The following is a 13,723-nucleotide window of genomic DNA, read 5'->3' on the forward strand; positions in this document are numbered from 1 at the left end:
GGCGTGCCCGCCGTAGACCGGGCGCGGATCGCCCAGGCGCTGCCCCGCTACACCCTCGGCGACCAGCTCGGCTCGGGGTCGTTCGGCCTGGTCATCGCCGGGCACCACCAGGACCTCGACCGCCCTGTGGCGATCAAGGTGCTGTCGGCGGCGCTCGCGGCCGACTTCCGGGCCGAGGCGCGGATGCTCAGCCGCCTCGACCACCCGCACATCGTCCGGATCTACGACTACGTCGCCCAGGACGACCTCTGCCTGCTGATCATGGAACTGCTGGGTGGGGGCAGCCTCGCCCAGCACCGGCTGCGGGCCGAGGCGACCCTGGCCGTCGGGGTGGCCGTCGCCGACGCGCTGGCCCACGCGCACGCCCACGGCGTGGCGCACCGCGACATCAAGCCCGACAACATCCTGTTCACCGAGACCGGGCAGCCCAAGCTGACCGACTTCGGCATCGGCAGGTTGTTCGAGGCCGGGCCGGGGACGACGAGCGGGATCGTCGGGACCCCGAAGTACATGGCACCCGAGCAGATCGCGGGCGGGCCGGTCGGGCCGGCGGCGGATCTCTACGCGCTCGGCGCCGTCCTGTACGAGCTGGTCGCCGGCAGGTCCATGTTCGACCCGGGGCTGTCCGTGCCGGAGCTGCTGCGCCATCAGTGCGAGGTCGACCCGCCGCCGCTGGAGGGTGTCCCCCCGGCGGTGGCCGCCGTTATCCTGCGCGCGCTGGCCAAGGCGCCCGCCGAGCGCCAGCGGGACGCCCGTGAGCTCGTCCGTGACCTGTCCGAGGCCGCGGCCGGGCTGTTCGGCCCGGACTGGCGCGCCCGCAGCGGCCTGGTCGTCCGCCTCACCGAGTCCGTCGGCGAGGCGACCCTCGGCGGCGGCTCGGGCACGATCCACCGGTTCAGTCCGCCGCCGCGCGGGACGGGCCCAGGCGCCGCGGGCCCCGCGGTGGCCGGTCCCGCCGCAGCTGGGATGCCGGCCACCGCCGGCCCGCCCGGGGTACCGGTTCGGGACGCGCGGGAGGCACCGGATCCGCCGCCCTCGCCGGACGTGGCGAGCGGGGCGGGACCGGCGGCCGCCGCCGGAACCCCGGTCTCGACCGGAACCGCGACCGCACCGGGGCGGAACCTGTTCGAGGGCACCCCGTACGGGCGGCGGAGCCGGCTCACCGGACGCCGGGCGGGTGCGGTCGCGCTGGTGGCGGTTGTCGCCGTCGCCGTGATCGTCGCCGCGGTGCTGACGCTCGGCCGCGGAGGCGGTGGCCCGGCCGCGGACGGCCGGCCCGGCGGCACTCCCACGCCGCCGACCGCCCGGACTCCGGCGCCCGTGACCCTGCAGCAGATCGCCGCCTGGGCCGTCGCGCCGTCCGGTGGCTTCTACGTGGTCGACTCCGCCGGCACCCGGCTGCTGCGGCTCGATCCGGCGGGGAAGGTGTCGCTCGTCGCGGGCACGGGCGTCCCGGGGTCGACGGGCGACGGGGGACCGGCGCTGCAGGCCCGCCTGCGCGGCGTGCGGGACGTCGCGGTGGACGGCGCCGGCAACATCTACCTCGCCGAGGAGCGCAACGACCGGATCCGGCGCGTCGGCCGCGACGGGGTGATCACGACGGTGGCGGGCGGCGGCGCGACCAGCTATCGCGACGGCCTGCCGGCGACGAGCGTCGCGCTCAGCGTCGTCTCCGGCCCGATCGCCGCCGACCTGGACGGCCAGCTCTACCTGGCCGGCGCGGGCCGGATCTACCGGGTCGACCGCACCGGGGTCATCCGGCTGATCGCCCGCGCGGGCAGCGTCGGAAGCGAACCGGCGACGCCGGAGGAGGCGGCGGTACCGGTCGTCGCGGCGGGCATCGGTGACGTCGAGGTGCGGGCCGGGCGGGTCTACGTCGCCGACTACACGACCAGCCGGATCCAGGTGCTCGAGCCGGACGGCTCCGTGCGCACGCTGGCCGGCACGGGCCGGGAGGGGTTCAGCGGCGACGGCGGCCCGGGCCCGGCCGCGGACCTGAACCTGTCCTACCGCCCGTCCGCCCTCGCGCTCGACGCGGCGGGGGACCTGTACTTCCCGGAGACGGTCAACCACCGGGTCCGGCGCGTCGACACCCGCGGGATCATCACCACGGTCGCCGGCTCCGGCGAGCTCGGCACGGACGGCAACGGCGGCCCCGCCCTCAACGCCCGGCTGTGGGGCCCCGAGCGGGTCGCGGTCGACGCCGCCGGTGTCCTCTACCTCGGCGAGAGCGGTGTCACCGTCCGCAGGGTGGGCCCCGACGGGATCATCACCGAGTTCCCGGGCTGAGCGCGACTCAGGCCGGGGAGGTGTCGGCGCCCTGCCCGCCGGTGTCCTGGCCACCGGCGGGCTGCCCGGCGGCGATCAGGGAGAGGACGTCGGCGAGGTAGGCCTCGGCCGCGGCCTTGCTGATCCCCAGGGCGGTGAGCGGGCCGGTGCCGTCCTCCAGCTCCAGCAGCGCCAGCAGGATGTGCTCGGTGCCGACGTAGTTGTGCCCCAGCCGCAGCGCCTCCCGGAAGGTGAGCTCCAGGGCCTTCTTGGACGGCCCGTCGAACGGGATCAGAGCGGGAAGGTCGTCCACCCGCGGGGGCAGGGCCGCGGTCACGGCCTGGCGGACGGCGTCGAGGGAGACACCCTGGGCGGCGATGGCGGCCGGGCCGAGGCCCTTCGGGTCGGCGAGCAGACCGAGGATCAGGTGGCCGGGGGTGATCTCGGCGTTGCCCGCCGCCCGGGTCTCGTTCTGGGCGGCGACGATGCTGTTGCGGGCCCGCGGGGTGTAGCGGCTGAACCCCTGCGACGGGTCCAGGCTGGACGGCTCACCGGGCCCCTTGGGCACGAAGCGCTTCTGCGCCGCCTGCTTCGTCACGCCCATGCTGGCGCCGATCTCCGTCCAGGACGCGCCGGAGCGGCGGGCCTGGTCGACGAAGTGGCCGATGAGGTGGTCGGCCACCTCGCCGAGGTGGTCGGCGACCATGACCGCGTCGGTGAGCTGGTCGAGGGCGTCCGAGTGGACCTTCTTGATCGCCGCGATGAGGTCGTCGAGCCGGACGGGGTTGTTGATGGTGACCGGGTTTGGGTTCGTCATGCCGTCAACTCTAGGTTGACGCTGCTCGAAGCGTCAACCGCGAGTTGACGAAAACTGTGCGCCGCGCGTGCGCTCAGTCGGTGGTGCGGCGCCGGTAGAGGGCGACCGCCAGCGGCGCGCACACCGCGACGATCCCCACCGACCAGAGCACGGCGGCGACCACCGGGTGCCGCATCGGCCAGGCGTCCGCGGCGGCCGAGGGGTTCGGATTGCCGAACAGGTCCCGGGCGGCCGCCGTCACCGCGCTGACCGGGTTCCACTCGGCGATCGCCCGCACCGCGGCCGGCATGCCGGCCGTGGGCACCATCGCGTTGGAGACGAACGCGAGCGGGAACAACACCACCAGCCCGATCCCCTGCGCGCTCTCCGGGCCGTCACTGACCATGCCCAGGCACGCCGTCGCCCAGGCCAGCGCGTAGGCGAACAGCAGCGGGATCGCGAACGCCGCCACGAACCGGGCCGGCGAGGTGTGCGGCCGCCAGCCGATCGCCAGCCCGGTGAGCACGACGATCGACATGCACACCAGCGACGAGAGCAGGTCGGACAGCGACCGGCCGACGAGGACGGCGGCCCGCCACATCGGCAGGGTGCGGAACCGGTCGACGGCGCCGCTGCCCAGATCCGTGCTCAGGCCGACCGCCGTCCCGATCGAGGCGGTCGTGAGGTTCAGCGAGATCAACCCGGCGATGGCGAACTGCTTGTAGTCCCCGCCCCCGACGGCCACGCCGCCGCTGAGCACATACACGAACAGCAGCGTGAACAGCACCGGCTGGATGGTCACGTCGGACAGTTGCAGAGGTTCCCGGGCGACGTGGACGAGGTTGCGGCGGGTCAGCACGACGACGTCGCGCACCGCCTGGCCGATCGAGCCCGACCGCGCGGGCGCCGCGGGCGCCGCGGGCGTCGTGGGGACGATCGGCGTGGGGGTGCCGGTCGCGACGGTGAGCTGGGACATCAGGACACTCCCTGGCCGGTGAGCGCGAAGAAGACGTCGTCGAGGGACGGGGCGTGCACGACGACGTCGTCGACGAGCGCGCCCACCCCGTCGAGGGCCCGGATCACCTCGGTCGCCACCCCGGAGCCGCTGCGCACCCCGGCCCGCAGCCGCCGCCCGCCCGCGTCGACGTCCACCCGGCCCTCGACGAGAGGCGCCAACGCGGGGAGTGCGCCGTCGTGCGGGGCGCTCAACGTGACCTCCAGCCGGTGTCCGCCGGTCGCCGCCTTCAGCTCACCGGCGGTGCCGCGCGCGACGACCCGGCCGTGGTCGATCACCACGATGCGGTCGGCGAGCGCGTCGGCCTCCTCCAGGTACTGGGTGGTCAGCAGGATCGTCGTGCCGGCCGCGACGAGGTCGCGCACGACGTCCCACATCCGCGCCCGGCTCGTCGGGTCCAGCCCGGTGGTCGGCTCGTCGAGGAACAGCACGGCCGGGTGGGCGACCAGGCTGGCGGCGAGGTCGAGGCGCCGGCGCATCCCACCCGAGTAACCCTTCACCACGCGGTCGGCGGCGCCGGCCAGCTCGAACCGCTCCAGCAGCTCGTCGGCGCGGGTGGCGGCCGCGCCGCGGCGCAGGCCGCTGAGCTCGGCGACCATCCGCAGGTTCTGCCGGCCGGTCAGCGCCTCGTCGACGGTGGCGTCCTGCGCGGTCACGCCGATGCGCCTGCGGACCTCGCCGGCCTGGGTGACGACGTCGTAGCCGGCGACGCGGGCGTGCCCGGCGTCCGGCCGGGCCAGCGTCGTCAGGATCCGCACGGCGGTGCTCTTGCCCGCCCCGTTCGGGCCGAGGACGCCGAGGATCGTTCCCGCGGGGACGCTCAGGTCGACCCCGGCCAGCGCCTGGGTGTCGCCGTAGCGTTTCGCGAGGTCCGTCGCCTCGATCATGATCTGGTCCATCCGGGCTCCGTCCCGCCGAATATTTACCTGCCAACAGGTAAGTTGACTTACCTGTCGCAAGGTAAGCAACATCGTGTCAGGTCGTCAAGTAGGTTGAGATCATGCCCAGACCGCCCGCGCCCACCGAAGGGGAGAAGAGCACCCGGGAACGGATCCTCGACGTGGCTCTGGAGCTGTTCAGCACCGCCGGGTACGAAGCGGTGTCGCTGCGCGAGATCGCGGAGCGGATGAACTTCACGAAGGCGGCGCTCTACTACCACTTCTCGAGCAAGGACGACATCCTGCTCGCCCTGCACCTGCGTCTGCACGATCTCGGCCGGGCGGGCTTCGACGACCTCGAGGCGGATCTGGCCCGCCCGGAGCGTTGGCCGCAGCTGCTCGACCTCGTCGTCAACACCATGCTGGCGAACCGGTCGCTGTTCCTGTTCCACATCCGCAACCACGGTGCGCTCGAGCGGCTGCACAGCCACAGCCACGACGCCGACCACGCCGACCTGCAGGAGCGGTTCCAGCGGATCCTCACCGACGAGAACGTCCCGGTGGAGCTGCGGGTGCGGCTGATGTGCGCCCTCGGCGCGATCGCCGGCGGGTTCGTGCTCGGCGGTGAGGTGCTCGCCGACGTCCCGGACGCCGATCTCGGCCGGATGCTGCGCACCGCCGTCGGTGACCTGATGTCCCCGGCCGCCGCCCTCGCGCCGCCGACCCGCACCTCCTGACCGAACCACGCCGTGTCGCGCGAGTAGCCGTCAGGTGGCGACGGGTGGCCGCGCACCTGCCATGATCCAGGGCCATGACGACGCGGGACGGGCGGCAGCCGGCCAGCCGGCGGGGATTCCTCGACGCGACGCTGCGGCTGGCGGCCTCCGGCGGGCTCGCCGCGGTCGCCGGCACCGGGGCGGCGGGCTGCGACGGCCCGGCGCCCGATCCGGGCGGCGCACCGTCGGCCACCGCCGCGCCCCGGCCCTTCGCCACCGGCACGCCGGGCCCGATCGCCGCCACCGACCTGGTGGACGTCGACACGCTCTGGGGCTGGGTCGAGCGGATGACCGCGGCGGGACCGCGGTTCACCGGCTCGGCGGCGCACCGGCATCACATCGACGACCTCGAACGACAGCTGCGCGACTACGGCCTCGAGGTGACCCGCCATCCGACCCCGCTGTCGCAGTGGCTCGCGCGGTCCTGGTCGCTGCGGGTCACCGACGCCACCGACGCGACCCGGTCGGTGCCCGTCGCCTACTACCGGCCGTACTCGGGGGAGACCGGCCCGGCCGGTGTCGAGGGACCGCTGGTCGACCTGGGTGCCGGCGCCGAAGCCGACTACCAGGCCGCCGGCGCCGGCCTGGCGGGCGCCGCGAGCGGCCCGGGTGCCCTGGGAGCCCCGGATGCCCTGGGCGGCCCGGGCGCGGGGTCGCTGTCCGGGGCGATCGTGCTGGTCGACGCCCCGGTGGCCCGGCTGCGTGCCTCGGTGCTCGCCGACCTGGCGTACGACGTCCACCCGCCCGAGGCCCGCGCCGAGTTCGCGGCGGAGGACTACTCCCGGGTCTGGCTGGGGGTTCCGCCGGCGCCGAGCCTGGCCACCGCCCGCGCCCACGGGGCCGTCGGAATGATCGAGATCTCCGACATGTCACCCGCCCTCGCCGCCGGGCAGTACACCCCGCACCAGCAGGAGCACGCCGACCTCCCGGCGCTGCGGGTCGACCGGGAGCAGGGCGCCGTCCTGCGCGGCCTGCTCGCCCGCGGGCCGGTGCGCGCCACCCTCGTCCTGGACGCCGACCGGAGCCGCACCACCGTCGACTACCTGCTGGCCCGCCTGCCCGGAGCCGGGCCGCGCCAGGACCCACGAACCGTCCTCGTCGCCACCCACACCGACGGGCAGAACGCGATCGAGGAGAACGGCGGCCCGGCGCTGCTCGCGCTCGCCGAGTACTTCAGCCGGTTCCCGGCCGCCACCCGCCGCCGCGACCTGCTGTTCATGTTCTCTCCGAGCCACATGACCGCCGAGACGGCGACCGTGAAGCCGGACGAGTGGCTGCGCGAGCACCCCGAGATCACGGCGGGGATCGACATGGCGCTCGTCGCCGAGCACCTCGGAGCCATGGCCTGGGACGACGACGGCGGCACCGGCCCCTACCGCGCCACCGGCCGCACCGAGCCGGTCGCCGTCGCGGTGGGCAACAGCGAGACCCTGCGCCGGCTGGCCACCGACGAGGTCCGCCGCAGCGACCTGGCCCGCACCGGCATCCAGAAGCCGTTCCAGGACGGCCTCTACGGCGAGGGGACCTTCGCCTACCGCCTCGGCATCCCCACCATCGCGATGATCACCGGGCCGGCCTACCTGTTGCAGGTCACCGAGGGCGACAACCTCGACAAGCTGGACCGGGACCTACTGCATCGCCACACGCTCTTCCTGGCCCGGCTGCTCGCCCGGATGACCGAGCTGCCCCGGGTCGCCGGGCTGCCCGGCGCCACGCCGGCCTGAGCCCGGGAGGAGGAACGCGGCGGGCAGGGCGACGACGCAGCACACCAGCGACCACCAGAACGCGTCGGCGAACGCACCCGCCAGCACCGGCGCCGCCGATCCCCGGGCGAGGACCACCGCAAGCACGGCGACGCCCAGCGAGCCGCCGATCTGTTGGAAGATCCGCACCGCCGACGTCGCCCGCGGGATCTCGTCGCGGCGCAGCCCCGTGTAGGCCGCGGACATCGCGGGCACCATCGCCGTCGCCACCCCGGCGCCGCGCACCGCCAGAGCCAGGCTCACCAGCACGTCGCTGGTGTCCGCCCCGATCCGGGCGAGCGGGACCGAGCCCGCGATAGCCAGCAGCAGCCCGGCGACGACGAGTGGGCGGGCCGCCCCGCGGTCACTGAGTCGGCCCACCAGCGGCATCGCCACCATCATGCCGAGGCCCTGTGGCGCCAGCAGCAGCCCGGCACCGGCCGCGCTGTGCCCGCGGACCTGCTGCTCGTAGAGAGGGAGCAGGAACATCGCGCCCATCACCGACACCCCGGACAGCAGCATCAGCACCGCCGAGGCGGAGAAGCCGCGGGCGCGGAACAGTCGCAGGTCGATGACGGGTACCGCGCGCGTGTGCGTCGCGTGCAGCCCGAACAACGCCAGCAGGACCAGGCCCACCCCGGCCGGCACGAGGACGCCGGCCGCGCCGAAACCGCCACGGCTGCCGGCCTCGGACAGCCCGTACACGGTGAGCGCCAGCCCGGGGGAGAGCAGTGCGACGCCGAGGACGTCCAACCGCTGCCGGCTGGGGGTGTGCAGGTCGGGAAGTGCCCGTGCGGCGAGTGCGACCGCCACGGCGCAGACCGGCACGTTGACGAAGAAGATCCAACGCCAGTCCAGGGCGTCGACGATCAGACCGCCGAGAACGGGGCCGAACACCGGCGTGACCAGCGCCGGGATCGCCACCACGGACATCAGCCGGCCGAGCCGCTCCGGGCCTGCCGCCTGCGCCAGGATCGTCTGCATCAGCGGCAGCAGCAGCCCGCCGCCGATCCCCTGCACGACCCGGAACGCGATCAGGCTCTGCGCGGACCAGGCCACCCCGCACAGCGCCGAGCCGGCGCCGAAGGCGACCAGCGACACCAGCCACATCCGCCGGGTGCCGAACCGATCCACCGACCAGCCGGCCAGCGGGACGGCCATCGCCAGCGCGAGCAGATAGGCCGTGCCCACCCACTGCGTGGTGGCGTAGCCGATGTCGAAGGCATCGCCGAGGGTGTCCAGGGCGACCGACACGATCGTGGCGTCGAGTTGGACCATGACGGCGCCCGCCAGCACCACCAGGGCGAGGCGGATCACGGCGCCGTCCAGGCGGTCCGGGCCCGCCTCCATCTCCCGTGAGACCTCCCGACCCTGGTCCGCGGCCGGGACCGGCCCGGCCGCGTCCTCGTTGTACTCGTTACCGGTCCGCCCGCTGTCGGGGTGAGTCATCCGGTTCCCTTTCCGTCCGCAGCGCTGGCGATACAGCGTATCGCGTATCGATACGGCGTATCGGCAACGGGAACCCGCCGCGCTGCCGGCAGTGGCGTCGCCCGCAGGCGCAACCAGCCCGGAGGGACCGACCGCCGCGAAATCACCCGCACTCGTTTCGCCATCACGGAGCATCGGCGTGACAGCCGGACCGCCGTCGCATTCGGACCGGCGCGTCCGCACGCGGGTAAACATCGCTGGTCACGGAGGTGGTCGCTACCAGCTGTAGCGGCGACCAGAACAGGATGCCGACCGTCGAATCCGGTATGCGGGATTGCGGACCGTCGTGACCTTCCTCAAATTGTGTGGCAGCATCTGCCATCTGATTGGGAAGGAGCCTCATGGCCAGATGTGCGCCAACGTTCATCCGCCGCTTCGCTCCGGTCGCCGCTCTGGCGGTCGCCGCCTCTTTGTCCGCATCGGCTTTGTCCGCAACGGCCGGTATCGCCGCCCCGTCGACATCCCTGCCCGCGCCCGTCCTCGCCCGGCCTTTATCGGCGGGCACACAGGCCTGGTGGAACTACGACCGTCCGGCCACCTATCAGACCGTCTCCACCGAGACCACCGTTCCGGCCCGGGACGGCACCCCGCTCAGCTGCACCCTGGTCCGGCCGGCGACCGACGGCGCGCCGGCCGCGGGAACCTTCCCCGGCCTGGTCGTCGAGTTCACCCCGTACGTGGCATTACGGGCGACCTATGTCGCCAGCGAGGCCACCTATTTCGCGACCCACGGCTACAACGCCCTGGTCTGCAACCTGCGGGGGATCGGAGGATCGGGGGGCACCTGGCAGCACGCCATGTCGCCCCAGGACGGCGAGGACGCCCGCGACCTGGTCGAATGGCTGGCCGTCCAGCCCTTCTCGAACGGTCGGATCGGAATGACCGGCGAGAGCTACGGCGGTGACACGACCTACGCCGCCGCCATCAACCGGCCTCCGCACCTGGTCGCCATCGCCCCGCTGCAGTCCCCGGCCGACCTCTACAGCGACGTCATCTACCCCGGTGGCATCAAGACCACCGAGGGCGGCAGCATCGACAACTGGCCCGACACCGCTCAGCTGATCAGCGGTGGAGCGATCAACGCCGCGGCCGAGTACGCGGCCAACCGCGCCCACCCCACCTACGACAGCTACTGGCAGTCGCGGACGTTCGTCGGCCACCACGACGAGATCAATGTCCCGATCTTCGCGATGGGCGGCTGGGTCGACCAGTACTTCCGCTCCGGCCAGCTCACCAACATCGAAGGAGCCCTCGGCCGCACGTGGGCCATCTACGGCCAGTGGCCGCACCGGGCCCCGCTGCAATACCCGAACTGCCCGGGGCTCTGCAACCCCGAAGGACTTTCCCCGGGGATCACGCTCGCCTGGTTCGACCACTGGGTGATGCGGCTTCCCGACGTCCCGATCCCCCCCCGGCCGACCCTGGTCAGCTACGCCGGCGCCAGCCCCGCCGCGACCTCCTCGGGATGGCGGGAGATCATCGGCTACCGGCCGACCGGCACCCCCGTACGTTCGTTCACCCTCAACCCGGACGGCTCGCTCGGAGCGGCCAGCCTGACACCCGGAACCAGCACGTTCCACCAGCCGCGGGATCCGTCGACCGCCGGGGGGTCCCTCCTCTTCCAGACCAGCGCGCTCACCGCACCGACGTCGCTGTTCGGCCGCCCGACGCTCACGCTGCGGGCGCGGCTGTCCGGCCCGGACGCCAACCTCTACGTCGAACTGCTCGACGTCGGACCTGACGGTACCGAGACGCTGGTCAACAACGGCTTCCTCCGGGCCAGCCACCGGATCTCGAGCGTCGTGCCCACCCCGGTGCCGACCGGGGTACCCGTCACCCTCACCGTTCCGATCCGGCCGGACGACTGGCAGTTCGGGGCCGGCCACCGCATCGCCGTGCGTGTCTCCGGCGGCGTCCCGACGATGCTCACCCAGAATCCGACCCCGGTCGACGTCACCGTCGCCACCGGCGTCGGCGGCTCCACCCTGACCCTTCCGACCGTCGCCTGACCCTGAGCCCGTGGGGGCCTGCCCGGCGCCTAGCCTGACGGTGGACGGTTCCTATCCACCGTCACGGGCGCACGGGCAGGAGGGCGAGTGGCGGGGGACGGCGTGAAGAGGCCGTACCGGACGTCGCCGAGTGTGCGACAGGCCCGGGCCGACCGGCTGGAAGCCGCGGCCCGGGCCGTCGAGTACGCGGCTCTCCAGTTGTTCGAGCTCCGCGGATTCGACGTGGTGACGGTCGACGACATCGCGGCCGCCGCGAGGATCTCCGTCCGCACGTTCTACCGCTACTTCCCGGCCAAGGACGATGTCCTGCGGGCCGTCGTCCGGCGCCGGGCACAGGCGGTCGCGACCGCCCTGGCGACCCGACCGGCGGACGAGGCGCCGATGCGTTCGGTCCGTCAGGCCGTCCAGGACGTCGTCGCCGCCGAGGACTCGGCCGAGGTCGCCCGGTGGGTCCAGGTCGTGGAGGCCAGCCTGTACGCCACCCGGGTGATGCTCGGTGTGAGCATCCTGGAGTTCAACGGCGTCCTCGCCGAGTTCCTTGGCACGCGGCTGGGCAAGGCACCCGACGACCTGGAGCCCGCGATGCTCGCAGTCGCCGCGGGTGCGATCATCCTCGCCGCGCAGACCCGCTGGTATCTGCTCGGCGGAGACCTGGCGGTGACGATCAGCGATGCCCTCACCGTCATCGACACCGTCGTCCTGGGCGGGGCCGGCGCCAGCGAATGATGCGCCATCCCTCGCTCCGAGGAGTGGAGGCCATCGTGGCAGACGTTTCACATCGCGCCTGGTCGGAGCCGCACGCGGCTAGTGTTGGACGGGTGGATGACCGGCAGCCGGAACCTCGCGCCGCGAGCGGGGGAACCGGGCCCGGTGCGGCACTCGGCCCGCTGTGGGAAAGTCCGCCGGCGCCGCCCAGACCCGGGCTGACCCGCGCGGCGATCGTCGGAGCCGCCATCGACATCGCCGACCGCGAAGGGCTCGACGCGGTCTCCATCCGCCGGGTCGCGGCCGTGCTCGACGCCCGGCCGATGAGCCTCTACACCCACGTCCCGAGCAAGGACGACCTGCTCGACCTCATGACCGACCGGGTGGCCGGGGAGGCCGTCCTGACCGAGGCGCTGCCCACGGACTGGCGGGCGGCGCTGCGGGCCATCGCCGCCCGCAGCCGGGAAGTGGGCCTGCGCCATACGTGGATGCTGCGGTCCGTCGTGAAACGCGGAAACATCGGCCCGAACGCCGTGCGACACATCGAGCAGTCGTTCGAGGCCCTCGCCGGCCTGCGGGTGGAGACCAGCCGCAAGATTGAAATCCTGCGGGCCGTGGACACGTTCGTGATCGGGCACATCCTCGGGGAGGTCTCCGCGCGCAAGCGCGAGGGCCAACAGGTGTGCGCCGCCGACGGCCCGGCCCCGGACCGCAGTGCCGAACCGCGCTGGCAGGCCGTCGTCGAGCATCTGCACCAGCTCGCGGCGAGTGGACAGCACCCGGCGCTCGCCGAGGTGCTGACCGAACCGCTCACGCTCTCGGGCGGGCATGCGGACCGGGCTTTCGAGCAGGGCCTCGACTGGCTGCTGTCCGGCATCGCCGCCACCCTGCCACCAGACGCCGCCGTGGCCTGATTCCCCACCGGCGGTGACCGCCGAGGTCGACGTTGGAACAGGGGAGAACCCGGAAAGTCAACACGACTTTTCCCATTCGACTGCCCCGCCCCCCGGCCAGCGGGCAGCATGCGCCAGGACCGGTGTCCAGATTGCCCGGACCCACCATCCCGTCGGCGTCGCTCGGGGCCGAAGAGGAACTCCCCGCGACGATCCAACTGACGACGACCGACTGGAGCTTGTTCGGAGTCGTGAGTCGAATCGATGACCCGGAAGTTCTCGTCCAGATCACCAAGGACCTCCAGGCGTCGACTTTTAGTGATCTTGGTGAATACACGATCGAACTCCGGACGACGCCGACAGAGCTGTCCGACCAGGCCGGCTGGCGAGAACGACGACTCGCCCTGCAGGCCCTGATATCGACGATCGAAAAGAACGTCGGCGGGCACCTGTCCAGCAAGGCTGCCGGTGCCTACCGGATAACCATTTTCAACCCAGGTAATCTCATCAGGAGTGTTACGGACGGGACCGTCAAGGGCACGGCGAGACACGCGACGGTCGGGGTCGCCGCCGCGGAGATCGGCACCGGAGTCACCCTGGACGACCGGCAGCGCCTCCGGAAATTTCATCCACTCCTGACACTGCCGTGGTATGCGGAGCGGTTCACCGCCGACCCCGGGCTGCTCGCCCTGGAAGACCGCGAAAAAGTCGGCTACGCATTCGTGATGTCGGCGGTCCTCAAACTTGCCCAGATCTGGACGAGGTATCCCGACAGGCTGCACCTCCTGGAGGCCAAGAGCATGTGGGACGTGCTGCCTCGGACGCCTCCCGTCCAGATCCTGAACTCGCTGCGCCCCGTGGCGAGCACGGCGGCCCGCCGCATGGTCGCCAACCGGGCGGTACCGGCCTGGGCGGCCGACTGGGGCCAGGTGCCCAGTGCCGAAGTCCGGGAGAAGGCACGCCGCCACATTCTCGCCGAGGGTGAGATGGGCGGGCACCCGCCGGCCGCCGCGACCGTCGGCGGCCGTCCGGCGATGCTGTTCGAATACCGGGCCGGCATCCCGGACACCTTCGCGGACGCGTGGTGGAAACGGATCTGACGACAGGCGTCCACCGTCGTCGCGACGTCGCGGGTCGGAGACACGTGCCGTTT

Annotated in this window: 11 protein-coding genes; 7 read left to right on the forward strand and 4 right to left on the reverse strand. The window is 72.9% G+C overall.

The window, feature by feature from the left end:
* Positions 1-3 precede the first annotated feature (3 nt).
* A complete protein-coding gene (locus MXD62_RS33130) occupies positions 4-2,289 on the forward strand; it encodes a serine/threonine-protein kinase (RefSeq protein WP_248833292.1) in 2,286 nt (761 codons plus the stop codon).
* 7 nt (positions 2,290-2,296) lie between these two features.
* On the opposite strand, the gene MXD62_RS33135 is transcribed toward MXD62_RS33130, so the two are convergent.
* From MXD62_RS33135 to MXD62_RS33145, 3 genes are all read right to left on the reverse strand, one after another.
* Positions 2,297-3,085, reverse strand: a complete 789-nt coding sequence (locus tag MXD62_RS33135) for a Clp protease N-terminal domain-containing protein (protein ID WP_248833293.1) — start codon at positions 3,083-3,085, stop codon at positions 2,297-2,299.
* A gap of 73 nt (positions 3,086-3,158) precedes the next feature.
* Positions 3,159-4,040 (reverse strand): ABC transporter permease, encoded by an 882-nt coding sequence (locus MXD62_RS33140; RefSeq protein ID WP_248833294.1) that lies wholly within the window; start codon positions 4,038-4,040, stop codon positions 3,159-3,161.
* The gene (locus MXD62_RS33145; RefSeq protein ID WP_071063405.1) at positions 4,040-4,978 is read right to left on the reverse strand and encodes an ATP-binding cassette domain-containing protein; all 939 of its coding nucleotides are present in this window, start codon (positions 4,976-4,978) and stop codon (positions 4,040-4,042) included. Before MXD62_RS33145 ends, MXD62_RS33140 begins: the two co-directional genes overlap by 1 nt.
* Positions 4,979-5,079: 101 nt before the next feature.
* Between MXD62_RS33145 and MXD62_RS33150 the strand changes: the two genes are divergently transcribed.
* The gene (locus MXD62_RS33150) at positions 5,080-5,694 is read left to right on the forward strand and encodes a TetR/AcrR family transcriptional regulator (RefSeq protein WP_248833295.1); all 615 of its coding nucleotides are present in this window, start codon (positions 5,080-5,082) and stop codon (positions 5,692-5,694) included.
* A 74-nt stretch (positions 5,695-5,768) separates the two neighbouring features.
* Complete coding sequence (locus tag MXD62_RS33155; protein ID WP_248833296.1) at positions 5,769-7,457, forward strand: hypothetical protein; 1,689 nt, start codon at positions 5,769-5,771, stop codon at positions 7,455-7,457.
* Here MXD62_RS33155 and MXD62_RS33160 read toward each other — a convergent pair.
* Positions 7,362-8,924 (reverse strand): MDR family MFS transporter, encoded by a 1,563-nt coding sequence (locus MXD62_RS33160; protein ID WP_248833297.1) that lies wholly within the window; start codon positions 8,922-8,924, stop codon positions 7,362-7,364. The two genes, MXD62_RS33155 and MXD62_RS33160, sit on opposite strands and share 96 nt — an antisense overlap.
* 380 nt (positions 8,925-9,304) lie before the next feature.
* Between MXD62_RS33160 and MXD62_RS33165 the strand changes: the two genes are divergently transcribed.
* The 4 genes from MXD62_RS33165 to MXD62_RS33180 all read left to right on the forward strand — a co-directional run bounded on the left by MXD62_RS33165 (position 9,305) and on the right by MXD62_RS33180 (position 13,670).
* Complete coding sequence (locus MXD62_RS33165) at positions 9,305-10,972, forward strand: CocE/NonD family hydrolase (protein ID WP_248833298.1); 1,668 nt, start codon at positions 9,305-9,307, stop codon at positions 10,970-10,972.
* A gap of 132 nt (positions 10,973-11,104) precedes the next feature.
* Positions 11,105-11,698: a TetR family transcriptional regulator gene (locus MXD62_RS33170; protein WP_248833299.1), complete on the forward strand. Its 594-nt coding sequence runs from the start codon at positions 11,105-11,107 to the stop codon at positions 11,696-11,698.
* Positions 11,699-11,790: 92 nt separating this feature from the next.
* On the forward strand, positions 11,791-12,591 hold the full coding sequence (locus tag MXD62_RS33175) for a TetR/AcrR family transcriptional regulator (protein WP_248833300.1): 801 nt from the start codon (positions 11,791-11,793) through the stop codon (positions 12,589-12,591).
* A gap of 230 nt (positions 12,592-12,821) precedes the next feature.
* Positions 12,822-13,670: a hypothetical protein gene (locus MXD62_RS33180; RefSeq protein WP_248833301.1), complete on the forward strand. Its 849-nt coding sequence runs from the start codon at positions 12,822-12,824 to the stop codon at positions 13,668-13,670.
* Positions 13,671-13,723 lie beyond the last annotated feature (53 nt).

The organism is Frankia sp. Mgl5 (assembly GCF_023242985.1).
Taxonomy (GTDB): domain Bacteria; phylum Actinomycetota; class Actinomycetes; order Frankiales; family Frankiaceae; genus Parafrankia; species Parafrankia soli.